This window comes from Sporosarcina sp. P17b (assembly GCF_002743115.1).
In the GTDB taxonomy this organism is placed as follows: Bacteria; Bacillota; Bacilli; order Bacillales_A; family Planococcaceae; genus Sporosarcina; species Sporosarcina ureae_C.
The window spans coordinates 140,988-167,168 of sequence record NZ_PDYP01000006.1 but is presented as its reverse complement, the minus strand read 5'-3'; the positions used below and the strand labels follow the sequence as shown (position 1 = coordinate 167,168).

Here is a 26,181-nt window from a genome sequence, read left to right as displayed (position 1 = left end):
TACTGGTTACTTCATTAAAAAGTCTACAGCAAATTTAGTTGTTGCCATCACACCGTTTACCAACGCATTTTCGTCTATATCGAATTGATCGTTATGATGTTCCGCACCACTACCGTATTCTTCATCACGCACACCGACAAACACAAATACAATAGGAGAAATCTTTGAATACTTATTAAATGATTCAGACGCAAACCACTTGATATCGTGAACGACGGAGCCTGGTAAAATTTCTTCAAAGCCGTTCTGGGCAAGCTCTGCCAATTGTTTATCATTGACGACGGGATCAGATGCAATTTTAAATATCTCCTTGAATTCCACTCGACAATTATGTGCTTGGGCAGTCAAATCAATTACTTTTTTCATGAGCTCCAATGCTTTTCTTCCCTCATCCATATCATAGAAACGTAAAGAGCCGCCAATATCAATCTTTTCAGGGATAATATTCAGTGCAGTTCCGCCATGTATTTGAGTCAGACCGAGTGTCACGGTCTTTGTTACGTCAATCTGATTGGCCCATGCGTTTGTCAGTCCAACTAAAATATTCGCAGCTGCGAACAATGGGTTGATGGAAAGGTCGGGACGAGAACCATGCCCACTTTTACCATGCACGGCAAAATCAACTAAAATTGCACCTGCCATTCTCGGTCCTTCATCTACGCAGAGTGTACCGCTATCCATGAATGATGCCAAATGGTTTCCATAGATCGCTTCAATGCCCCTGCCTTCAAGATGCTTGATCATAGCATCGATACCACTCCCGATTTCTTCTCCCTCTTCAAAGATGAAGTATATTTTTCCACTTAGAGAGTCTTTCATGCTTTCGAGAATTTTGATAGTGGATAAGACGATGGACATATGCCCGTCATGTCCACATGCATGCATGACATTCTCATTCTTCGAGAAATACTTTCTTGGTCCCGCCATATTCATCGGGTTCTCTGTTACAGGCAGTGCATCAATATCCGCCCGTATGCCAAGTGTCTTCCCTTCCCTACCCGTATCAAGCAAAGCAGTGAATCCTGTACTCCCCGGTACATCTTCAATTACTAATCCCAGCTTCGTAATTTCTTCTTTTAGAAACTTGGATGTTTCGTATTCTTTACTGCTCAACTCCGGACGTTCGTACAAGTATGTTCGCACCTTGATCGTCTCCGGTTCCAGTTCCCTTGCTTTGTTTTTTACATATTCATTTACATTTGTTGAAGTTATCATGTATTTCGTCCTCCCTCAATCTTTTTTATGTTCACTAATTTAAATAGCTCCGCCTGTCCAACCAACAGTGGTCATGATATACAAAATAACAAAGCTTAGAAGTAAGAATAGAATCACAGCAGGCAATACCCAACGAACCCATTTAAAGAATGAAACGCCAGCCAATACACAAGAACCAATCGTCCAACCAAGAACAGGTGATACCATATTCGTGAATCCATCTCCGAACTGGAAAGCTTGAATTGCAACTTGCTTTGTTAGACCTAGTGTTTCAGCAATTGGCTGAATGATCGGTATTAAGATAGCCGCCTTACTTGTAGCCGACGGGACGAGCGGATTGAGTAACGAAACAATCATGGAAATTCCTATTGTCGCGAAACTCTTGTTGATATTCATCAATGGTGCTGTCAACGTAGCAACGATCGTGTCCAAGATATTACCTTGTGTCAAAATCAGTGACATTACGCGAGCCAATCCGATGATGAAGGCTATAAATGCCATGGCAGCTAGGCCTTTCGAGAAGCTTTCGCCTAAATTATCGAATGACATACGAGTCAATAAACCAATTACAATAGCTGTAAGTATATTAATCACAATGATAAAGTTGTAAAGGAACTCGGGATCTCCACCAAACGCGGAGTAACCTATAATCACTAAGTATTGAACAATGAACGCGACCAACGCAAAAATGCTTGTCAATTTAAGTTTTTCTTCCTTGATTTCATCTTCAAGATTGATCTTGCCAATCAAATTGGCTCTCCAGCCATCTTTATACATTAAAGAGGACTGTTCGTTTTTCTGAATCTTTTTGATGTACCGCATTAGATACAATAATCCGATTATCATGAAGAAATTCATGAGCATAAAGCGGACACCAAATCCGGAATAAGGACGAATTTCAATCATCATTTGAGGAATGAATAGCCCCTGTGGTCCGGTACCGAATCCAATCAAAGCTGGGAAAGTTGTAATTCCAATAGCAACAAGTGGATCGAGCTTTAGCTTCTTAGCAAAGATTACACCAATCGGAACCAATGCGATCAATGCGTCACTTCCAGCAAATCCACCGATGTATACGATTAAGATGAACATCGCACTTACAAGAAGACCCAATCCTTTATCCTTCAGTTTGAAAATAGCCCAGTTTAAAATATTATCAATTGCACCCGACGCCAATAAAACGCTGATTGTAGCACCGGCAACTAGTACAAGGAAAATAATAGTACCTGATTGATTCAATCCATCTAGGAACAACATCATCATCTTCCATGGGCTTACAGGCGTTTGATGACCTATATATTCAAACTGGTCTCCTAGTATTACCCCATTTTCATCTACAGCAAAGTTCCCTGCTGGAATTACATATGTAGCCAAACTTGCTAGTAACAATAAGCTGAACATAATCCAGAGTAAGTGAGGCATTTTTAACTTCTTTTTCTTTTTCAGCTCTTCATTTGGCGTTTGTTCCACGTTGACATCATTTGTCATAATGTTTTTCACTCCTTTGATTAGTATCTATTTGAATACGTTGAAAGCAATTTTGTTATTCACTAATAAAACCAACAGCTTATTTATCTTAATTACTCTTCGTCACTTAAGCACCTTAACAATGACATAAAAAAATCATTGTAGCTTGTCATTTATCGCTTAAGCACCTTAACTATGTTACGTAGTGAAAGCATTCCCATGCATTTCATCTCCCCTTCGTATGTTTCATTTTTGTAAGCGCTTTCTAATTCTATACTATTCTGAATACTGAAATCTGTCAATAGCAAATATTCTATTATTTCTATTTTTCTTTTAATACTAATGATTGAGTAAGGAAAAGCGATCCACTGAGTAATTTCAGTGAACCGCTTTTTGATTTGTTGTATCGATTAGGAGACTATATTATAGTTCAGACAACACGATAAACTCTACATAGAATTGAATTCACCTTAGTCTACGATTGTGTAACACACCATCAATACATCAGACCACTATCGGAATGGAACGTCACATGATCGCGACCGATATTGCTATCCACCGTGAACTTATACTGATCTAATGTATAAGGTTCATGAGTGGAATAGTCTTGACTTGTAACTTGAGATTTTGACACGAATTTCACTTGTACCTGTTGGAAACCATGACGCTTATATTCGTCTTCAATTGCAAACTTCGCTTCGTCTACTGTCAGTTGGAAATTCTTGGTCCCCGGATAGTCGACATCGTAATCGGCAATTCTCCATTGTCCTTTTTCTCGCGTAAATGCAGCGTGCACAAATCCGCCCGTGTCGTCGTTTATATTTCTGAATTGGATCGTTTCAACATGTAGTACATCTGCGTCGGGTTGCGAGAAATCGAATCGCAAACGTACTTCAGAGTGCAACGGATGATTTACATACTGCAAATAGTCAAACTCTCCTGTATACACTTTTGCAATGACGTCATCCACGTATCTTGCCGTTGCGTATTGAAGAAATTCTGGGCGGGCTTTAGTGAACGTTTGATTGTTCTCTTTGCTTAGCACGAAAACACGTTCAATTGATGAGGTTAATCGATTTAATTTGTCCAAGGCGTCGTCTTTATTCATCTTTGCACCACCCGGTTGAGCAGCTCGTGCGGCAATGGCGCGATTCAGGAATTCTGCATAATGCGCGCGCGTCACTTTGTCATTCGGCTTAAACTGTCCGTTATCCCCTTTCGTTACCCCTTGGGAGAATAATGCATTCGCATGAACATATCCCCAGTGCGTCACAAGTAGATCATAAAAACCCGCATGCTCTGTCATATTGAATTCAAATGCCAAATCCAGCATTTTGGCCATTTGGATACGGGTAACAGAAGCTTCGGGATTAAACTTCCCATTGGAGCCACCTACAATTCCTTGATCGTACAACTTCATGATGGGGCTATAATACGCATGATTTTTCGGCACATCTGTAAAAACAACTTGCGTAGTAGAAGGCTGTGGCAACTTCAGCGCTTTATCCAGCAACACCGCCACATGCTTACGACTCACCGGCTCATTCGGACGAAAAGTCCCGTCAGGATAGCCATTAATGAACCCCGCTTTTTGCATTTCTTGGATTGCTGCATAGTTCGGATGCTTTTTTGATACATCCTTGAACTCTTTTGCGGACGCTTCATTGATTCCGGCATGAACAAACGACAAAGCAAGCAACAGTAACGTCCATAAACCAATCCTGAACATCTTCTTCATGCTTTCACTCCCTTTATATTTTATTCATCGACAGTCTCCTACTACCATACTACCAAGTAACTAACTAGTTTGATATACATTATTAGAATAATCTGTTACTTATCCACTAAAAACGTTCCACTGGGAGTATTCAATCCAGTGGAACGTTTTCGTAGTTGTACATTACAACCTCAAGTGTTGGCTTCCATGTTACCCTCCTACTCCTTTATTCTACTCCGCGCCGGCGTCGACGTAACACGACGAACACACTCACAATAGCTACTGCCAACAATATGCCAAACCCTACCAACCAGCCAACGGAAGGTCTAGCAGATGCCTTTGCGGTATTATTACCCGCCGTACTATTCGCAGCTTCGATCTGAGAGGCATTCGTGTAGACTTTACGATTATTCGACAACACGGCCACAGTCGCCACGTCATCCGTCAACTGTAAGAAATCCACAAGCGGACGGTCAATCTGCGACTCAGCCGTCAATGAATCGATCACCATCATTGCACGATTCGAATTGCCCCACAAACTTCTTTGTATAAAGCTGACCGACTTCGATGAACCTTCCATGAAACCGAGCGCTGCCAGATCCGGCTTACCTGTAGCATACGACACAGCAAGCTCTTTTTGCTTCGCTTTCAACAGCGGTTGCACACTAGGACCACCCATAAATAACGCGTGCTGGCTTTTCAATTCTTCTTCCTTCAATTCTTCGCCATCCGCGAGCTTCCAATTCATCGGGTGTGAATTTACATAGAGCTTGCGATATAAATACAAGAGTTCATCATCAGCGACAGTAGTCTTTGGTAGAACGACTAATGCCTCATCTGCTTCATCCACGAATGGAGATGGGAACTGTGCAATGGAAGGAGAATTCTCGCTATCCGTTTTCTCTTTCGGGAATGTGATAAAACTATCCTTTTCGATATAAATCCAACGATTATGATCCGTCGTCACACATGGGTTTTTCGCCATCAATCCACTGGCCTGCAACTGCAAACTGATCATGCGATTCTCTTTCATTGCACTCTTATCAATCGGCAACTGCACGGAATAGACCCCCTCTTGCGGATCACTCATGTCATCCAAATTTATTGAATGCGGTACATCATTGACGAGTACCGTTAATTCGATAGGTCCTCTAAACACTTCTTCTGTTGCGGTCGTTTCACTTGTATCACGCGCTGAGCGCTTCAGATGCAATTCAAGTACAGCCTGACGATTTTTATCCATGGCGAACGGTGTGTAATGAAAAAATTGCTGGCTCTCACGATTCGAACCATTCAGTGTTATATCTTCTATGCCGAATTGACTGAGTTTCACTGTGTTTCCCGTCTCTTTGGAATGACGAACCGGCATCGTACGAACGCGGAACTGTCTACCTGTCATCTGTTCATATAACTTCGGTTCTGTCAGTACAGAGACTCTTTCCCCTAGCGCTGCTGGAGTTTCTGAAATAGCGAGTAATGCGTCGACTTGACCCTCGCCGTCCGTTATGGTTTCGTAGGACAAAATCATGGAATTTTCAACCGCTGTTAAAGAAGCTTGTTTTAGTAGACTCTTCATAGCGGAGCTTGAGAATTCATCTATAGCACCCATAATTATCACATTTGACGATAATGATTCCACATCATCTTCGCGCTTGATTTGTATAGGGAATTTCTCGTCTGTCGATTCAGACAAGAACGCACCTACCTTTAATGCGCTGTCGAGCGTCTCGACCGATGCTTTCTGCGGAATGATAATCGCGACGGGGTACTTCCCTTTCCCAATGAATGCTGCAGGATAGTCCGCCAAGTATCTGTCAGACGGTTGCTGTCCACTTAGTTGTAAATAGGAATCTACTTGAATCGCCAACCAGTTAGCGGATGTGCCTTGTTCTACACAAATGCCTTCCTTGATGACGCCGTAAAATTGTACCGTTATTTCGTGCACTCCTTGCGTAAGCGCTTCTTTCTGTAACGGAATCACCAACTCTTTGGATTCCTTCTCTCCATTTAATGGCTGCGAAGTGATCGGCTTGCCATCGACTTGCACAGTGAGCGACGAAGGAGCCATCAATAGCTCAGAATTTTGAAAGCGCAAAACGAATTCCTGATCTCGTTCCGTACTATCTGATTTCATCTCATAGAAGAACGACACTTGTTGTTCAGGCCCCCGTAATTCAATGACTTTATTCGTTATAGGTTGCCGTGTTGTAGTCGAACGGTCTGCGTCAATCTGAATTTGTTCTATACGAAGAGACGCTTCACTGTCGGTAGCCGTGAATGTAAACGTCAAAGCCAACGCCAACAGCAACATGAGTACTGATTTCATTGTCATTCCCCCGGTTTCTTGCGGACATAGCGCTCCGTCTTATACCAACGCGCTTCTTGCCCGAGAATCATTCGTTTCGTTTCTAGAAAAAGCGCATGCATGACAAGGATAATCCACATCTGCGAATACGTGAAATACATCAAAAAGATATAAAAGAAGTTTTTGCGGGTCATTTCGGTTCGTTCAATGCTCAACGCAATCGTCACTTCCGCAATGAATAATAAGAACGCGAGTCCCCATAATACAAGCGCGACATTTCCGATACCTAACTGGATATCGAAGAATAGACTGGCGACGAAGATCGTATTCGAAATGATGACACCCAAGAAGAATAAGAAGTAAGTAAAGAAGAAATAAAACAGGTCGAAGACGATGCGTTTACGTTTTAATTTAAAAAGCTGTGTCATGAATTTCAGCACGACGTATTGATTGCCACGCGCCCAGCGTAAGCGTTGATTCCACCAAACCTTCAGCGTTTCAGGCTCCTGTTCCCATGTGACTGCTTTCGGGAAGAAGCGAATGTGATAGCCAAGATTATAGACACGGATCGTCAGCTCAGTATCCTCTGCCATCGCTTTGACGTCCCAGCCACCAAGCTGCTCCATGATAGATCGGCGAATGGCGAAGTTCGTACCGGGAATCGTCGCCACTTTAAACCATCTCCAGCGTCCAGCCTGTGCCATCCACTGAAAGCAAATTGTTTCGATATTAATGAAACGCGTCAGCCAGGTTTCTTTCGCATTGATGACACGGAATTTCCCGACAACAGCACCCGCCTTCGGATCATTCAGCAGCCCCATGACCAAATACCAAACCGCCATTCGTTCGGGCGTATTATCGGCATCATAAACCGCTATAAATTCGCTTTCCGACTGAACCAGCGCTTCATTCAGCGCAGAAGACTTACCGATTCCTTTATTCGGTGGTTCTGTTACAACCATACGAATGAACGGAAACTTCACCGTAAATTCTTGTACAATTTCTCCCGTTCTATCGGATGAATTATCATTGATGACGATTACATCAAGCTTATCTTTCGGATAATAAAGTCGTGACACCGCCTTTAGCGTCTGTGCAATGACGACTTCTTCATTATGTGCAGGAATAAAAACTGCGACAGTTGGTAGCTCTCCCATGTTTTTTTCCCATTGCGGAATGACTTTTTCAAATGATCGATAATGCCGATACCCGCCTTGCATGAGGAACATATGATAAAGCAACATGATCCAGATTAATGATAATGATGTATAAAACAGGATATTAATCAAGCTGATCACGCTCCTCAAACAGACGTTTTTTTAATCGTAACCGCAGACTGAGCACATACACCGCAAACGCTACTAGAAATAACACAACCACGACGACGATCACCCAGAGCGATGCATTGACTGGATTTTCCTTAATCGTCTTCACCAGCTTCTGCCGTTTTGTAATAGTGGACGTGGATTGTACGCCTTCTTCTGTGTAGCGAATTTTACTATCAGGTGTTTGCACGCTAAGATTCATTTGGGAAAATTCCACCCACTCCATGCCAGGCACCGATTCCATAAGCCGAACCATTTCAGGCAAATACGATGCACCGATATAGGTGTGATACAATCCGCCGATTGCTGAACCAGGTACCGCTTGCACGTTCCTTATAGTTTGCTCCATGTCTTCAAACGGCTCCGACTTATCTACATTGACATAACCGATTGTTTCCGGGTACAGCGTCATGCCCGACAATCTTCCCGGCTTTGTGATAAATAGTGGCATATTGATCAAGCGGCCGTCCGTATCGCTCACTTGCATCCTGCCGAACATCGCATTAAAGTACTCGGAAGTAGCTACGTATCCATTCGCACTCATCGTATACTGCGGAATTTCCACACCTAACGGATAAAGCCCAACGTCTAGCAGACTTTCAATTGAGAGTCGCTGTTTTGTATGAACTATATTTGATTCTGCCTGTAGATCTGCCGCGCGATAGTTCGCATAGGCTTGATCCGACGAAAATAGGGTAGGAGGTTGAATAGGTGACGGCAAGTCGTCGACCGGTGAAGCGCCAATCTGTTGATTCAGCTTCATATCCCAAAATTCGTAACCGATAAACTGTTCATTTAAACGGTAGCTATGATTATAGCCATTGACAATCACGATACCGCCGCTTGCCTGAAGTGATTTCAATTCTTCTACTAACTCTTTATTGGAAGACAAATCCACCTTTTCAGAGGTCTTTGCGTTCACATGCACTGGCGTGACGGATAGGATGAAAGGAATGTCACGCTCCGCCAAATACCTTCCCGCTTCTCGAATATCTTGAACTTTAGAAATCGGCGTAATGCCTTCAAGCTGAATATATGTTGGATGTGTCGGCGGCGGCTTTATATCAAAAACATCATAGAGCGCACGTGACAAAATATACTTTTCTTCTGTGCTGAATGCGGTTGTAGCAATAAATGAAATATTTTCATGCTGCACGATGAACGGTATACGTTGTTCAATTGTTTCTGCTTCCGCTAGTCGTGTCGCATTTTTCGGCGGACTCGCGTGGACAATGGATTTCACTGCATCGAGCAGTTGCCCTTCGACACTAGCGATGCGTTGATCCTCCTGGAAATCCCACTTTTGAAACTGTGGCAGTTGATCCGCATTATATCCAAATGCCAGTACCGTTCCGTTGAACTGCCGCATTTCGCGCTGTAGATTTTCTGGAATTGTCCCGATGGTATCGCCGAATAGCACGACACGTTGGTAGGCTTCTACAGTCCCCGGCTCGATGTCTTCAGCTGCAATCACATCGATCGCGTCGACGAAAGCCGTTAGATTCGCTTCCGCCATAACAACACGGTCATTCATTTCTCCGTTAGCAGTCATATACAGCAATAAAAGACGATCAGATGAATCCGCTTGTGCGGGAATAGGAATCAGCAACAGCACGAACGACACGAAAACTAGAAGTTTATAGTTCACGAGCCAACATCTCACTTTCCAGTCGCTCAATCAATTCCACATGCCCTCGCATGTTCTTCTCTTTCATGTACATTTCATGCGCTACACGAAACGTCAGTGTGACATACTTCTCATTAAGTAATTGATGATTTTGTAGCGACTTCCTTAACTTTTCATACACGATATCAATGGACCCATCATCCGTATGTGTTAGCAATAGAGCAAAGCGATCGTCGTCGTAGCGGAACTTCCTATCCGTTAAACGGATGACGGACTGCATATGATCCGCGAGAGAAGCTAGCAAATACATGTGCTCTTTGTCTCCGTAAAGATTATGGAATTCTTCAAGGAAATCCATCTTTAATACGATGAGCGTAAACGCGCCGCCATACCGATTGGTTCTAGCAACCTCCATGTCTAGTTCACTTTCCATACGATGACGATTATCGAAACCTGTTTCAGAATCCACAGCAACCAACTCCCGCAATTCCTTCTCCGATTTACGTGTATAGTGATTCTGTTGGACGATTTGATCATGAATGACACCCGCCACTAGAATTGTCAACAACAGCACAAAGCCGAAAATCAGCAACTCTGCCAACGAAACCGTCAATGGTCTAATGAATGTATCTGGCCGTAAAAAGAGTATGATCAACAACGTGCCCATGATGAAAATGGAAAACACACTGCCCATCAACGCAATGACCGGACCCGCTAGAAGCGCCAAAACCGTCAGTAACAGTAAGAAAACGGACAGCAACATTCCCGTCTGCCCTTGTTGCACAAAGTAAAATACCGCAGCTTGCATGCCGATTACTAAAAATGAAAGCGACAGCAGTGTTTTAGTTTCTTGCTTAAAAAATCCCTTCATCGTACCCCTTCCTTTCAGCAATCAAGGCTAAAAGATTATCAAACGGATGCGTACTTTTTGAAGCTACATCAATATAACCTCCGTAATAAGGCTTTTTCGAATCCGTTTGCTGCATCGCTTTCATATTTTTATAAAGCGCGACCGCCAACTCATCCTCTTTAGTTTCAATCGCAAGTAGAATCGCCAGCGCATAGACCGATACAGCTTCAAACTCCACTATGGGCTTTCCTTCATTCAGATCATATCGACCGAATAACTTCCCTTCATCCGCGTATGTCTGACGGACAAATTCCACTAATTTAGAAACGTCCCCTTCCCACTGCGCACGATGATAGCCCATATATAGCTGATCGATCATATTCGCTTCTGTTTCAAATATATAACTATGCGTCGACAGGTCGTATGTTTTGGGCAAAAAGCCGAGAGAGTTATTTGGCGCGTTAGTTAATAATGAACGTGTTTGCTCATACGCCTCCTTGTCGCAGGCTTTCATTTTGTCTACTGCAGATGGAATTAAATAGCTCAGCGTGAGTTGTTGTCCTTGTTCCTTCGTTTTCACATCTACAAAATCAACGAATATATTTTGATTGATTTGATAATCCACAAGTGCGTTTTCTATTTTCTTTGCTACTGTAAGATAGGAAGAATCCGACCACTTCTCTTCCGCGTCATAGAGAGCATTCATAATCCGTATATCGTCAATGAAGGCATTGGCAGTGGCTTTCTTTTTCCCTTTCACTTCCCAAGCGATCAATCCATCAGGCGTCATAAAGTACTTTTTCAGCACATCCACTTGTTGATCAAAAGATTCTTGATCATCCGCGAGCAATAGATATTCCATCCATAAACCTACCGTCTCAGATAAGTACTCCTCTTTCCGTGATGTCAAACCCGTCGCAATTCTTCCATCGGTCTTCATTAAGTGATGCCGGACGAATTGTTCAGTCGACGGAGCATCTTCCTTACTAATAGGCGGCTTACTAGTAAAGAGCGTGTAATATTTGAGTCCTAGTAACGCCAATAACACAATAGCTAAAATCCCTATCCATTTTTTCATGTTACACGCCCTCTCTATCATTTAATTAATACTCGGTACCATATGCTTGTTAATTAAATACATGACTACTTATGCTAAATAGTTTATGAGGATGGAACTACTATTTCATTCAAATTATGAAGTCCTTTCCTTTTAGTCGATTATTATATACTATAATTTGGAATCGCATGAAGGTTACTAAATAGTATCATTGTGACTATATGTCTTTATGCTAAAAAATAGTATAGAAACTGAGCAACTATTCAGCAAAGAAAAAACTCCTACAATCCACTTTCTTGTGGTGTAGGAGTTTTTTCTCTTAGTCTATCCATAGATTTGGATCAGTACGTAAAGCCATCGTCTGAATTCACAACAACCGTTTCCCGACCGTCTTCCGTGTCTACAGTGAATTTATATTCAGTAAATGGATACTTTTCTTTCGTTGCATAATCTTCGCCTGTCTTTTTCGCTTGTGAAACATACGTTACCTTAACCTTTGAAGAGTAGCGATAATTCATTTCCACTACACGCTTAGCTTCATCTTTCGTCAGTTCAAAATTCTTTTTCCCAACGTCCTCACCTGAATAATCGTCCATTTTCCATATACCTGATTCATTCTTGAACACGTAATGAACATAACTAGCAGACGATAACATATTACGTAATGAAATCGTGTGCACTTGAAGTGTCTTGGCATCTGGTTGCGTATATTCGAAACGCAGTGAAGGTTCAATTGTTAAATCTGGGAATAAAAACGAATCACAATGTGTACATACATCCGGGTAATCGTCTTTTAACAACCCCTCGACAAATGCTTTTGTAGCATAAGGCAACTGCTTTGAACGAAGCTGGCTGTATGTTTGCTTATCCAACTTTCCTTGAACGCGAATTCCTTCAATCACAACAGGAAGGCGCATAGTCAAATCAACGGCTTTTTCTTTACTAACCACACTACTAGAAGGCGTTTTCCCCACTTTCATAGCGCGATATAAAAACTCCGCATAATGCGCACGTGTAACGGATTGATTCGGTAAGAACTTTCCGTTATCGCCTTTCGTTACGCCATTGGCATACAGCGCACTTGCATGGACGTATCCCCAGTGCAAGAAGTTTAGATCTTCAAAAATTGCAGGTTCTTTCATATTAAAGTCAAATGCCAAATCGAGCATCTTCGCCATCTGGATTCGTGTAATGGATGCATTCGGATTAAACTTCTTGTCCAGTCCTCCACTAATGATTCCCTTGTTGTATAACTTCATGATGGGCGTATAGTACATATGGTTTTTCGGCACATCGGCAAAAACCAATTTATCCGTTGGCGGTTGCGGGAACTTCAACACTTGATCAAGCAACGAGGCGACGTGTTGACGACTGACTGGTTCACTTGGGCGGAACGTTCCATCAGGATACCCATTGATATAGCCCGCTTTTTGCATCTCTTGAATGGCCGTGTAGTTCGGATGCTTCTTCGATACATCTTTGAACTCTTTCGCCGACGCTTCATTGGAATCTGCATAAACTAGCGATAAAGCCAACATGCACGCTGTCCATACTAGAACTCGTAAAGTTTTTTTCATACTCTTCCACTCCCTTAATAGTTAGTAGACTAGTCATGACTAGTTATGTACATAATACCAATGAACATCCTATTATTGTAGGGTATTTAGAACGCTTTGTAGAGGATCTATAACAGAAAAATCCACTCAATCATAAAATCATGATCAAATGGATTCCTATCATCCTCGTAAATAACTCAACGCCTGAATGGTATTCTGCAAACTCCGCATAATATGTGCGCGCATCGCTGTTTCAGCGCCTTCTGCATTTCCGCTAGTTACGAAATTCATAATTTCTTCATGCTCATCAACTGGCTTCGTCGCTGGATACTCAGGATCTTTATACACCCCGACACGACGATATCTCGCCAATCTGCTTTTAATCTGGCGCAGCATATTGACTGCGGTTTGATTGTCGCTATGCACTTCGAGGATATTATGAAACTCGTTTCCATAACGGACAACGTCGGCTTGTCGCCCACTTTCTGCTGCATTACGCATCAGCAGCATTACGTCTTGCAAGTTATGAACGATGTCTTCTTTTGAAGGATGTGCAGCAATATGGATGGTCGCTAGACGTGCGATGAGTCCTTCCAGAATTTCCCGTACATAGAAGATCTCTTCTGCTTCCTTTTTTGATAATGCCGCTACGTGGATCCTGCCTGTCGTTTTTTTATAGACTAATCCTTCGAGCTCCAAACGATACAAAGCTTGTCGCAACGGAGTTCTACTTACCTGAAACTCCGTGGACAACACTTCTTCGATTAAATGTTCATTCGGCTCATAGGCCATCTCTACAATTTTCTCTTTAATCGCTTCATATACTGTATCTATTGTGGAGTTTTTCTTGTTTGTCATCATACGATCGACACCTGCCGTTATCTGGATTTACTTGTATAAATCGTCCAGTACGGTTTTGGAAATCGTTTCATCCAATTCTTCGTACTGATCATATAAAATTGTATCATATAACTCTTTTCGTGTTTGCATATCTCCCAACAAAGCAGACTGCGTACCTGTTTCATACAATTCTTTATACAGGCGTTCAATTGCTTTCGCCGCAATTCGCAATGAAGTCACAGGATAAATCACCATCTTATACCCCATATCTTCGAACTGTTCTGCTGTATACATAGGCGTTCTGCCAAACTCAGTCATGTTCGCAAGCAATGGCAATTTCGTCTGATCGTAGAAGCTTCTAAACTCTTCTTCCGTCTTCATCGCTTCCGGGAAAATGATATCCGCTCCCGCGTCATGATACATTTTTGCGCGCTCGATCGCCGCATCAAAGCCTTCCACGCCATTCGCATCTGTTCTAGCAACGATGACTAAATCTGCGTCTGCTTTACGTGCTGCTTTAATTTTCTGGACCATTTCTTCAGCCGTCACCAATTTCTTTCCATTTAAATGACCACATTTCTTCGGAAGATCCTGATCTTCGATTTGAATAGCTGCCGCCCCTGCTTCAACCATTTCATAGACTGTGCGCGTGACATTCAAGATGCTTCCGAAACCTGTATCAACGTCCACAAGCATCGGCATGCCAGTAGCACGTGTGATTTCACGTGTACGTTGCGATAATTCATTCAATGTCACGATTCCAAGATCCGGCATACCGAGACTTGCCGTTAACGCGGCACCTGATAAATAAATCATACCAAAGCCTTGTTTCTGTGCAAGCAATGCAGCCATTGCATCATGCGCTCCTGGAATCTTAATGATCCCCTTTTCATTCTCAAGCATTTCTCTCAACTGGACTACCGGATGTTCTTTCTTATCACGTACTAACCAACTCATCGTAATTCCTCCTCTTTAATTTGGAATATATAAATTCCCATCCATTATTCTTCTCGCTGTTCGATCTAAGCCTACATATAAGATGTCTTCAGAGTCAGGATCTTTCCCCACACGAATTTCGGCTACCCCTTCCGGATGTCCGACTCGGATCACTTGGTCTTGAATATCTTTATCCACAGTGGATAACTCATAAGGAATCGTATCTTTTAATACACATGACGCCGCTATATTTAATAATCCACTGACCGCAAATGTCCGATGCATTTTTTTCATCGACACCATACGTGCCAGTATATCGATCTCTTCTTTTCTGATGAGTTTGCCACCAGACGTTTTGTAATCCTGTGGCGCTGCGACATAAGCGACTTTCGGTATGGCCGGATACAAGTCACGCGCATCTTGCACGGTATCCGCAAGACCAGCAGAAACGGTGCCGATCTCCCGTATCGTTTCAAGCCGTTGCAAAATTTCAGGATGGTTCGTAATTTCTGCGTTTAATTCAGTCCCTGTCAATGAAAGATCATTCGCTTTCACATAAACGAACGGGTTGACGATATCGACGAATGAAAACTCCATTTCATCACTAGTTTTCCTAGCTCCGACGGGCAATGTGCTGCCTGTCTTCCCGCCACCTGGGTTCAGAATAGAAACAACATACTTCGCACCTGGAGATTTGATGCCCGAGATGGAATAGTCGCCCATAACTTTTGCTTTTCCTTCTATAAGAGGTACATCGATTTCGATCAACTTTTCCACATTCGTGCTCCAAGCTTTCACGACTATACGCTCTGCCCCGTCTGCAACATCTACTAAATTTTCATCTACCGCAAAGGCTCCAACCGCCGCCATCAAGTTCCCACAAGTTCCTTCATAGTCGATTGTATCATCGCCAATCCCCAATTGTATAAATGTATACAATATATCCGATGAAGAATCTGGACTCTTTTCTATGATGACTACTTTGCTCGTATGTGACGTAGCTGCACCTAGGCCATCAATCTGAGATGCATCTTCTGAACCAATGCCTTTTAAAAATATTTTATTCCGTATGGATGGATCTTCAGGTAAATCCTGCTTATGAAAAAACAAGCCACGACTTGTACCGCCACGATAGATAATACATGGAACTGTAAATTGATCCATTTTGTAACCACCTTTCCTTTTCATTTATAAATCCAGCATACAATATTGTATACAGTTATACAATATCGCAACTTCATTATGTCCAAAACTTTCAATCACTATGTATGGTGATTATAACAAAATAGGTTCATTCTATCGTTAGTAGAATGAGGGATACTATGATTATTATCATAATAAAAATACACCTACATAGTAGATGTATTTTTATTAGATCGTTATTTTTATAGTAATTACTTTTCGCTTAACCTTTCAATTAACTCAGCTAGAAGATTTGTTCTTTCTACTAGGGTAGGTACTTCTAAATATTCGTCTACACTGTGTGGGTTTCCCCCGACTGGACCTAATCCGTCGACTGTAGGAACACCAAGTGCAGAAGTAAAGGACGCGTCCGATCCTCCACCAGTACCTATATCCGTTATATTTATTCCTACTTTGTTTCCAACTTCCCTGATAATATCTAGGAAACTAATCGTTTCATCATTTTTTACCATTGGTGGGCGATTTAATCCACCCGTTAACTCGATAGTTGTACCTTCAACATCTGATTTCGAACAGATTTCACGAATCTTTTCATCTATAAACTCGGCCTGTTCAATTTTACTGATTCTAACGTCCACATGCGCTACAGCAGAAGGCGCAATTGTATTTACAGAATCTCCACCTTCAATGAGACCTACACTGACATTTATACCTTCATCATGATTAGTTAGTGCGTGTAACTGGAGTACTTTATATGCAACTTCTTCAATTGCACTAATTCCATTTTGCGGTTCTATTCCTGAGTGAGCAGCTTTTCCCTTCACAAATAAAGTATATCTGCCCCCACCCCTACGTGAACTAACTAATGAACCATCTTTTCTAGCCGGTTCCATAATTAAAGCATACTTCTTCCCTTTCGCTTCCTGCTCGATCAGATGACGCGAAGTACCAGAACCTATTTCTTCATCGCTGTTCAATACAATACGAACGTCTTTGAAACTTTGTTTGTTATTCTCTTTCAATGCCTTTATAGCGTAAAGCAGGGCAACTTGACTCGACTTCATATCAATGACACCTGGCCCATACGCTCGCTCATTTTCTATCTTAAATGGTCTTTCACTCGCTGTGCCATCTTTAAAAACAGTATCCATATGCGCTACAGCAATTAAGTTCGTTTCCTTAGAATCACTATGCCGAATCAGTAGATTATTACCATTATTCTCTTCCTTTACTACCTCTACAGTAAAATTAAGTTTCTTATATTCTTCGCTCAGAATTCTACCTACCTCATCGATACCATCTTTGTTATGAGATCCAGAATCGATATTTACAAGTCTTTCAATTAATGCAAGCATTTCATGTTCTTTGTCGACTAAGTAGTTCTTCACAGATTTCATTCCCTTCAATTAATTACTTATAATATTCTCCACATTTAACGGGAAATGACACGCCACTAAATGATTTGTCTCTCTCTCTATCAATGCCGGTTCATCTACTTTACATTTATCTTGTGCGAATGGGCACCTTGTATGGAATCTACAACCAGAAGGTAAATCCACGTTACTTGGCATATCGCCTTCCAAAATGATACGTTCTCTAGTATCCCTACTAAAAGGATCTGGCAGGGGAACTGCTGAAACTAAGCTTACTGTGTATGGATGCATTGGTCGATTGAACAATTTATCTTTTGTTGTGATTTCTACAATTTTCCCTAAATACATAACTGCGATACGGTCACTAATATACTTTACAGCAGGCAATCCGTGTGCAATGAAAATGAATGTTAAGTTAAATTCCTTCTGAAGACTGATTAATAAATTCAAAACCTGCGCTTGAATGGATACATCCAATGCAGAAACAGGTTCATCACAAATAATTAATTTCGGGCGCAATGCTATGGCTCTGGCGATTCCTATCCTTTGCCTTTGTCCACCACTAAACTCGTGTGGGTAACGTCTAGCGTAAGATCGATCTAATCCTACAGCATCCATTAGTTGATAAACTTCATCTCGTAGTTGTTTTCTACTCAACTTTTTATGTGTTTTTAATGGCTCTGCAATAATATCATTAACACGCATTCTTGGATTCAATGAAGAAAATGGATCCTGAAATATCATTTGTATATCTGCTCGCATCTTTCTAAATTGTTCCGTATTTAACGAATCCATATCTTGTCCATTAAAGACAATAGTTCCTTCTGTCTTTTCAAGCAAATGAATTAGTAAATTTCCAGTCGTTGATTTACCGCAGCCTGACTCCCCTACAATACCTAGAGTCTCTCCTTCAATTACTGTGAAATCAATGCCATCTACTGCCTTCAAAGTCTTTTTAGATCGCAGACCGTCTGGAACTTCAAAATGCTTTTTTAAGTTCTTTACTTCAAGTAGAACCTTTTTATCTATTAGAGGCACTGTTTGTATGTTAGTCATTTAAATAGCAGCCTCCTTATCATTATACAACCAGCATCTGACATCCTGATCGGCTAGGCCTTCTATTTTATCCAAAGTAGGTTCTTGTGCAATACAAATATCCATTGCAAATGGACAACGCGGATGGAATTTACATCCTTTTGGCATAGAATCAGGAGTAGGAACAGTTCCCTTTATAGACTCTAGCTTTTCATCCGAGTCAAAGAATTTTGGTGTACTGTCAAGTAAACCTTTTGTATATGGATGTTTCGGACTACTGAATAATGTGAATACGTCTGTGTATTCTACTACTTGGCCTGCATACATAACGACTACCTTATCAGCCATTTCGGCAACTACACCCAAGTCATGGGTAATCAATAAGATTGCTGTATCTTCTTCTTTGGCTAAGTCTTTCATTAGCTTTAAGATCTGCGCTTGTATTGTTACGTCTAACGCAGTTGTCGGCTCATCGGCAATAAGTAGCTTGGGCTGACATGACAATGCAATTGCAATCATTACACGTTGTCTCATACCACCACTTAGTGTGTGAGGAAAGGAATCATAGACTTTATCCGCCCGTGGAATCCCAACATGGTTCAGCATTTCAATACTTCTTTTTTTTGCTTCTTTCTTATCCACATTCTGGTGTAACTTGATAGATTCAGAAATTTGATTACCTATTGTGAACAACGGATTTAAAGAACTCAGTGGTTCTTGAAAGACCATTGCAATATCGTTACCGCGTAACTTTCGATATTCTTTATTACTCACTTTTGTTAGATCTTTATTCTGAAATAAAATTTCTCCGTCTTCCACTTTTCCGGGAGGCTCAATTAATCCCATGATGGATAGTGAAGTAACACTCTTTCCAGATCCCGACTCCCCAACAATAGCGAGGGTTTCCCCTTCTTTAACTTCAAATGAAACACCGTTTACAGAAGGTATTAAACCATGTTCTGTTCTGAAATACGTATGCAGATTTTTCACTTTTAATAATGTATTGTCCTTCATTGGTTTACCTCCTTAACTTCGACCTTGTGAACGGGGATCAAGCACATCACGTAACCAGTCCCCCAAGAAAATAATACCTAGAACCGTTACGGTGATGGCAATGCCCGGGAACGTAGCCAACCACCAACTAGTTGCCAAGTAATCTCGTCCATCGCTTAATATTCCTCCCCACGAAACAGTAGGAGGCTGTACGCCAAGTCCTAAGAAACTAAGAGAGGCTTCTAATATAATTGTCGTGGCAACACTTAATGTGGAGATGACAATAAATGAAGAGATAACATTCGGCAAAACATGTCTGCCTATAATTTTATTGTTCTTCACACCCATTGAACGGGCTGCCTTAACAAATTCTCTTTCCTTAATAGAGAGTGTCTCTCCTCTAACAATTCGTGCGTAGGCAACCCAATTCGTTACCCCCAATACAACAATCAATGTAGGGACACTTGGACCAAAAACACTTAAGAATACAAGCGCAAATAGAATATTCGGGATAGAGAGAAATGAGTCTACTAGTCTCATTAAAACTGTATCTAGCCATCCGCCATAATATCCTGCAAATAAACCTACGATTACCCCAATAATTCCAGCGAGTATTACGGAGGCAACACCAACTAATAAAGACACTCTAGAACCGTAAATAATTCTACTTAGTATATCCCGACCTAAATTATCTGTACCCAACACATTCGCAATGCTTCCACCATCCAACCAAAAAGGCGGCTTTAATATCTTAGTAGGATCGATCAAAGCAGGATCATATGGCGCTAAAACATTTGCAAAAGCAGCTACAAATATAACGGCTAATACAATCAACATCCCCACCGTTCCCGTCTTACTTTTCAACAACATTCTAATCCATCTTTGGAAACTACTTTTCTTTACCGACTGTGTTGTTTGTTCAGAGCCATTTATCGCAGGATTATGTAAATTAGACATGAATTCACCTCTTAGTTATATTTAATCCGAGGATCTAAAACTCTATATAAAATATCAGCTATTAGATTCGACAAGATAACAAGAACTGCTATGACAAAGACACTTGCTTGCACGATTGCCATATCTCTTGTATTCACAGCTTGTATTAATAATTGACCCAAACCTGGCCACGAAAATACTGTTTCTGTAATTAATGTTCCTCCTACAAGCGTAGAAGTTTGTAATGCAGTAATTGTAATGACGGGAATTAGTGAGTTTCTAAATGCATGCTTATACACAACAAAGAAATTCCGAATCCCTTTACTTTTTGCTGTTCTTACGTAATCTTGACTCAATGTTTCCACCATACTTGAACGGATGAGTCTCGTCATTTCTGCCGCTATTCCAGTACCTAGCGTAATAGCAGGTAAGACTAAGTGAGCTAACGTTCCCCTACCGGAAACTGGCAGCCACCCTAGTGTTACAGAAAATAATAAAATTAGCATAATTCCCAACCAGAAGTTAGGCATTGCTTTACCAAGTACTGCACCACCAGTTGCAAATAAATCAATAGAAGTATTCTTTTTCGTGGCAGACCATATTCCAAGTGGTATCGCAATAATAATAGCCAGTAATAGTGCTGCTACACCGAGTTCTAATGTGGCTGGCAGCCTCTCTAATACTAAAGGTAATGCATCCGTATTGTATTTAAAGGATTGACCAAAATCACCTTGTACTAGATTTAACATATACTTTCCGTATTGGACGACAAAAGGTTGATCTAACCCAAGCGCGGCTTCGAGTGCAATAATATCCTCAGTAGAAGCGTCTTCAGGAAGCATAAGAGCAACAGGATTACCTGCAACAAATACAAGAGTAAATACAATAAAAGATATAATTAGAAGAACAGGTATTATTTCCAGTATTCTTCTCAGCAAGAATTTAACCATTGCTTTCCTCCTTCTTAAATAAACTAGGGGTCAGGGTATACAGCTCCCCTAACCCCCAGTAGATTATTTAGTTTCGTTTGATATTCGGTACGTAAATCATTTCATCTTTTGTTGGTTCAAAGTTCACACGATCACTAACGCCTGTATTTATGGATTCCTGATATAGAATTACGTGAGGCACGTCTTCAGCAGCAATTTCTTCGATTTTCTGAATTTGCTCTTCGCGTGTCTTCTCATCCATGTTTACAGCTGATTGATCAAGCAATTCTTCGATTTCATCATTCTTGTAGTCTGTTTCCCCTTCGAAACGTTCCGCGCGGTACCAATCTACCGAATACGCTCCATCAAACATTGAGTTACCTAACCCCAGTAAGTAAGCATCGCCGTTCTTTTTCGCAGTACGCATCTCTACAAAGTTACTCCACTCCATGAATTCCAGTTTCGCTGTTATACCTACTTGTGAAAGCATTCCTACAATCATTTCGGATACTTCAGCATCTTGTAAATAACGTCCACGTGGTGATTGGAACGTCATTTCAAATCCATCTTCATACCCTGCTTCTTTCAGTAACTCCTTGGCTTTATCAATATTATAGTTGTACGTATCATACAAATCCGGGTTGTGACCAAAGTTTCCTGGGCCAACTCTTGTACGCGTTGGAACTCCTCCGCCTTTTAATGCATGTTCTGCTAAAGCTGCATTATCAATAGCATAGTCAATAGCTTTTCTAACTCGAACATCAGAAGTCGGATAACCTTCTGTTGATCTTAACATTAGCAAAAGTGTACGATTGGAAACTTCTGTTTTCATTGAAGTACCATCGTTGTCATTAACACGGTCCCAATCACTTGGTGGGATATTGGTTGCAATATCAACACCACCAGTTAATAATTCTGAAACACGTGTTGAATTTTCGGGAATAACACGGAATACTACTTCATCCCACTCATCGACTTTACCGTCGTAATAATCTTCAAATGGCTCTAGAACCACTCTGTCGTCTCTAACCCATTGTTTAAACTTGTATGGCCCTGTACCTACTGGATTTGAGAGATAGTGATCCCATCCATTCTCATCAATATAGTTTTTAGGTAACATACCAGATCCTAGTCTGGACAATCTATGGAATAATGATGGCTCAGGATCATGTGTAATTACATTGAAAGTCAAATCATCTATTACTTCAACTTCTTTAATTTGCTTATAGTTAGCATGTTCTTTTAGCTTTTCATCTGTTGCTACTCTTTCAAGTGTAAACTTCACGTCTTCTGAAGTTAAATCATCTCCATTATGAAACTTCACACCTTCTTTTAACTTCATTTTAACTGTAAGTTCATCTACCTGTTCAAAACTTTCAACTAATTCAGGTTGAACAACATTATCTGCATCTCTTTTAAACAAGTAATTATACATATTGTCGTGCACAGACTCAGTAGAGGTATTATTATGATCATGAATATCGAAACTGACAATATCTGATCCCATTGCTACCGTTAACACTTTACTGTCCTCATTTTCTTTACTACCACTTTTGCCATCTTTGTCCTTAGAGCCATCGCCCGAACAAGCAGATACTACTAGCATCGCAACAAATAATGTTAGTAATAAACCTAGCCTCTTACTCATAGCCATCATCTCCCTATACTATTCTATTGCTTTTTGCGTTGTAAGCACTTACATTTGAACATTCCCATATCACTTATACAACGTACTATAAATATATAATATTTAAAAAAGACAATATGTTCATTCTATTACAATAATCAAAAATCGGTCAATATCACTTTATACCTATATACACATCTGAATTTAATTACAAATCAAGATCTCTAGTTAAAAGTAATCATTTAAATGCTAAATGACTATTTCAGGGATCAAGTTACCCAAAATATGTATATATTTTCAGGTGCTTAACTTAATAACCTAAATTAAGTAGCATGAGATATCCCCCTCTGTAACTTTTACACTGTATTAATTTAAATAGAAAGATAGCCCTATTAGTTATATAACTCTTTATGTGGTTTAGAAGTATTTTCACATTGCTACTTAAATTATATATTCTAGCTTGAAATAGCCATTGAATCAGAATAAAAAAATTAAATAAACGCTCAATAACTTTATATCGTTTATCATTCGTTTTATTGAAATCTTCTTGACATAGCATGATGAATTAGGTAAAACTGTCAAATCGCCAAATTATCTATTTAACATTAAAGCACTTTTGAAATTAGGGGGATGGAAAATGGCCGATCATAAAGATGTAAAACCAGGCGGGTCCAATGCTGGACAAGCACCCGATACAAGTCGTCGTCAATTTATGAAAAATTCCGGCTTAGTTGTCGGTGGAGTCGCAGGTGGTTCATTGTTAGGTGGACTACTGACTAACCAATTTAAATCCGATAAAAGCGCACCCGTACAAACAGATACGAAAAAAGTAGAGTTAACTGAAGCACGTATGTTCTTTTCGAGATATGAAGACTTCGTCGTTCTTGAACAAGCAACTGAGCGTATATTGCCAAAAGATGATAATGGTCCAGGAGCGATTGAATTAGGAGTTCCTTACTTCATCGATAAACAAATGGCTGGATCTTGGGGCATCAATGGTTCCGATTACAGACAAGGACCATTTTTAACAAATGATCCTCCCGTTGATCAAACTAGTCTAAACAGAGGCCAAGTAATTATTACTGGAATTAGAAAAATGAATGATGAAAGTAGAAAACGTTTTGATGTAACGTTTGATAAAGCAGAAGAAGAGCAACAGATCGAAGTTTTGCAAGACTTCGAGTGTTCCAAAGTGAAACTTCGTGGCGTAAATGCGGGTAGTATGTTCCAGTTACTTCGCGAATTGACAATGGAAGGTGCATATTCTGACCCACTATACGGTGGAAATCGTAATATGGCTGGCTGGGAAATGCAAGAATTCCCTGGTGCTGTACCTTCATACGCAGACATCATCGAAAAAGACGAATTCGTTAAACGCGATCCAATTAGTCTAACAAGTTATCAACAAAAATCGTAATGTAAGGGGTTTAATACATGGCTGAAAAACTAGAAAAAGTAGACGTTGTCGTTGTTGGAAGCGGTTGGGCCGGAGGAATCGCCTCGGCTGAATTAAGTAAAGCTGGCTATAAAGTGGTCTGCCTAGAACGTGGTAAGGAAAGAAGCACAAAAAATTTCATCGGTTCAAAAGACGAACTTCGTTATACAAAACGTCATGAGTTAGCTCAAGATTTAACGAAACAAACGATGACGTTCGAAACAATATAGGTGATGATGCAATTCCTATGCGTAAACATAATGGATACCCAATCTATGACGAAGGTACAGGCGGGACATCCGTGCATTGGTCAGGTTGGTCGTATCGCTGGCTTCCCTCCGACTTTGAAGTCCGTACTAAAATCGTAGAAAAGTACGGTGAAGAACGAATCCCTAAAGATATGCCGATTCAGGACTGGGGCGTTACATACGATGATATGGAACCGTATTATGATAAGTGGGAAAAAACGGCGGGGATCTCAGGTGAAGTGAATCCATTAGGACCACCACGTGCTAACGATTATCCAAACCCACCGATGAAAGAGTCTCCACCTATCAAATTATTCAAAGAAGCTACGGCTAATCTTGGGTATCACCCATTCCGCATGCCAGCTGCAACGATTTCACAACAATATGTAAATCCAGATGGCGAAACAATCAACGCATGCGTATTTTGTGCATTTTGTTCTATGTACGGTTGTGACTTTGCGGCAAAAGCAGATCCGATCGTTACAGTTCTTAAGACAGCACAAAAAACTGGAAACTTTGAGATCCGTAACAATGCACACGTAAAACGCATTCTACATGACGGGAAAAAAGCAACTAGCGTATTATACGTTGACCCACTTACTCTTGAGGAATTCGAACAACCGGCAGACCTTGTTGTATCGGCTGCATTTTTCTCAGGTAATAACCGTTTGATGATGCTATCTGGAATCGGAGAACAATATAATTCCGAAACTGGAAAAGGCGTAATTGGTAAAAACTTCACTTCACACTACACAGGAACTGGCGGAAACTCCGCTACTGCATTCTTTGAAGACAAGAAGCTCAATACATTCGCAGGAGCTGGTGCACTCGGTTGTGTAATCGATGACTTTAATGGAGATCATATCGATAACACGGCTACAGACTTCCTTCTTGGATTTAACATCAGTATTTTCCAAGACGGTGCGGCGGCTATCTCGAATAACCGTGTACCTCAAGGTACTCCGTATTGGGGTAAAGAATTTAAAGAGAAATCCATTCATTATGCACATCGTTATTTAAATATTGGTGGTATGCAAGGTACGTTACCACGTACGCATAACTACCTAGACTTGGATCCAACGTATAAAGATATTTACGGTGATCCTCTTCTACGAATCACAGCTAAGTTTACAGACCAAGAACGCAATATGGCAAGAGCAATCGCTGAAAAATGTGCTGAAATCGCAGAAGAAATGGGCGCGGATATCGTCAATACTCCTCCTGTATCGGACGATGTAGAAATGACTTCATCCAGCGTCAATACACATGCAGCAGGTGGCGTGATCATGGGTACAGACCCAGAAATCTCCGCTGTTAATACGTATTCACAAGTATGGGATATGGAAAACGTATTCGTCGTGGGCGGATCATCATTCCCTCACTTCGGTAACTCGAACCCTACAGAAACGATTGGTGCATTCGCTTATCGTGCTACAGAAGATATGATTAACTACCTTAAAGGTGACGGTGGTTTATTGGTTGAACCAAAGAGCAGTAAAGCTACAGTTTAATAGTATACAAGCCATGCAAAAAACCAGACATCTTCGTCTGGTTTTTTTGTTGTTTT

General features: G+C 40.9%; 21 protein-coding genes. 3 read left to right on the top strand and 18 right to left on the bottom strand.

Translation table 11 applies throughout. The features are described 5' to 3' along the window. Positions 1–6 precede the first annotated feature (6 nt). From CSV76_RS09550 to CSV76_RS09465, 18 genes are all read right to left on the bottom strand, one after another. Positions 7–1,215, bottom strand: a complete 1,209-nt coding sequence (locus CSV76_RS09550) for an amidohydrolase (RefSeq protein WP_099625423.1) — start codon at positions 1,213–1,215, stop codon at positions 7–9. A gap of 39 nt (positions 1,216–1,254) precedes the next feature. Continuing rightward, positions 1,255–2,703 (bottom strand): AbgT family transporter, encoded by a 1,449-nt coding sequence (locus tag CSV76_RS09545; RefSeq protein WP_198166149.1) that lies wholly within the window; start codon positions 2,701–2,703, stop codon positions 1,255–1,257. A 475-nt stretch (positions 2,704–3,178) separates the two neighbouring features. Continuing rightward, on the bottom strand, positions 3,179–4,420 hold the full coding sequence (locus tag CSV76_RS09540) for an S-layer homology domain-containing protein (protein WP_099625422.1): 1,242 nt from the start codon (positions 4,418–4,420) through the stop codon (positions 3,179–3,181). Between the two features lie 205 nt (positions 4,421–4,625). Beyond that, positions 4,626–6,725: a cellulose biosynthesis cyclic di-GMP-binding regulatory protein BcsB gene (locus tag CSV76_RS09535; RefSeq protein ID WP_158232775.1), complete on the bottom strand. Its 2,100-nt coding sequence runs from the start codon at positions 6,723–6,725 to the stop codon at positions 4,626–4,628. A gap of 2 nt (positions 6,726–6,727) precedes the next feature. Next, positions 6,728–7,993 (bottom strand): glycosyltransferase family 2 protein, encoded by a 1,266-nt coding sequence (locus CSV76_RS09530; protein WP_099625420.1) that lies wholly within the window; start codon positions 7,991–7,993, stop codon positions 6,728–6,730. Continuing rightward, the gene (locus CSV76_RS09525; RefSeq protein WP_099625419.1) at positions 7,986–9,677 is read right to left on the bottom strand and encodes a DUF2334 domain-containing protein; all 1,692 of its coding nucleotides are present in this window, start codon (positions 9,675–9,677) and stop codon (positions 7,986–7,988) included. The genes CSV76_RS09530 and CSV76_RS09525 overlap by 8 nt, the downstream gene beginning before the upstream one ends. Next, on the bottom strand, positions 9,667–10,527 hold the full coding sequence (locus tag CSV76_RS09520; protein ID WP_085427944.1) for a GGDEF domain-containing protein: 861 nt from the start codon (positions 10,525–10,527) through the stop codon (positions 9,667–9,669). The genes CSV76_RS09525 and CSV76_RS09520 overlap by 11 nt, the downstream gene beginning before the upstream one ends. Then, complete coding sequence (locus tag CSV76_RS09515) at positions 10,511–11,584, bottom strand: glycosyl hydrolase family 8 (protein ID WP_099625418.1); 1,074 nt, start codon at positions 11,582–11,584, stop codon at positions 10,511–10,513. The genes CSV76_RS09520 and CSV76_RS09515 overlap by 17 nt, the downstream gene beginning before the upstream one ends. 320 nt (positions 11,585–11,904) lie before the next feature. Beyond that, positions 11,905–13,140: an S-layer homology domain-containing protein gene (locus tag CSV76_RS09510; protein WP_099625417.1), complete on the bottom strand. Its 1,236-nt coding sequence runs from the start codon at positions 13,138–13,140 to the stop codon at positions 11,905–11,907. A gap of 159 nt (positions 13,141–13,299) precedes the next feature. Next, entirely contained in the window at positions 13,300–13,977 is a 678-nt protein-coding gene (locus CSV76_RS09505; protein WP_158232624.1) for a GntR family transcriptional regulator, read from the bottom strand. Between the two features lie 30 nt (positions 13,978–14,007). After that, complete coding sequence (gene prpB, locus CSV76_RS09500; RefSeq protein WP_085427940.1) at positions 14,008–14,916, bottom strand: methylisocitrate lyase; 909 nt, start codon at positions 14,914–14,916, stop codon at positions 14,008–14,010. A gap of 15 nt (positions 14,917–14,931) precedes the next feature. After that, positions 14,932–16,059, bottom strand: coding sequence for a PrpF domain-containing protein (locus tag CSV76_RS09495; protein ID WP_099625415.1), 1,128 nt, complete (start codon positions 16,057–16,059; stop codon positions 14,932–14,934). Between the two features lie 230 nt (positions 16,060–16,289). Then, the gene (locus tag CSV76_RS09490; protein WP_232319643.1) at positions 16,290–17,435 is read right to left on the bottom strand and encodes a M20 family metallopeptidase; all 1,146 of its coding nucleotides are present in this window, start codon (positions 17,433–17,435) and stop codon (positions 16,290–16,292) included. Positions 17,436–17,444: 9 nt separating this feature from the next. Next, positions 17,445–18,467, bottom strand: coding sequence for an ABC transporter ATP-binding protein (locus tag CSV76_RS09485; RefSeq protein ID WP_085427938.1), 1,023 nt, complete (start codon positions 18,465–18,467; stop codon positions 17,445–17,447). Next, the gene (locus CSV76_RS09480) at positions 18,468–19,460 is read right to left on the bottom strand and encodes an ABC transporter ATP-binding protein (RefSeq protein ID WP_099625414.1); all 993 of its coding nucleotides are present in this window, start codon (positions 19,458–19,460) and stop codon (positions 18,468–18,470) included. It lies immediately after the preceding gene. Positions 19,461–19,472: 12 nt separating this feature from the next. Next, entirely contained in the window at positions 19,473–20,396 is a 924-nt protein-coding gene (locus tag CSV76_RS09475) for an ABC transporter permease (protein ID WP_085427936.1), read from the bottom strand. Between the two features lie 11 nt (positions 20,397–20,407). Further along, the gene (locus tag CSV76_RS09470) at positions 20,408–21,325 is read right to left on the bottom strand and encodes an ABC transporter permease (protein WP_085427935.1); all 918 of its coding nucleotides are present in this window, start codon (positions 21,323–21,325) and stop codon (positions 20,408–20,410) included. Positions 21,326–21,392: 67 nt separating this feature from the next. Next, positions 21,393–22,952 (bottom strand): ABC transporter substrate-binding protein, encoded by a 1,560-nt coding sequence (locus CSV76_RS09465; RefSeq protein ID WP_085427934.1) that lies wholly within the window; start codon positions 22,950–22,952, stop codon positions 21,393–21,395. A gap of 616 nt (positions 22,953–23,568) precedes the next feature. Here CSV76_RS09465 and CSV76_RS09460 point away from each other — a divergent pair. From CSV76_RS09460 to CSV76_RS09455, 3 genes are read left to right on the top strand one after another with little or no spacing between them, the layout of a single operon-like run. Further along, positions 23,569–24,348, top strand: a complete 780-nt coding sequence (locus tag CSV76_RS09460) for a gluconate 2-dehydrogenase subunit 3 family protein (protein ID WP_085427933.1) — start codon at positions 23,569–23,571, stop codon at positions 24,346–24,348. Positions 24,349–24,365: 17 nt separating this feature from the next. Beyond that, the gene (locus CSV76_RS17965) at positions 24,366–24,596 is read left to right on the top strand and encodes an FAD-dependent oxidoreductase (protein ID WP_335696108.1); all 231 of its coding nucleotides are present in this window, start codon (positions 24,366–24,368) and stop codon (positions 24,594–24,596) included. 17 nt (positions 24,597–24,613) lie between these two features. Next, positions 24,614–26,125, top strand: a complete 1,512-nt coding sequence (locus tag CSV76_RS09455; RefSeq protein ID WP_335696107.1) for a GMC family oxidoreductase — start codon at positions 24,614–24,616, stop codon at positions 26,123–26,125. Positions 26,126–26,181 lie beyond the last annotated feature (56 nt).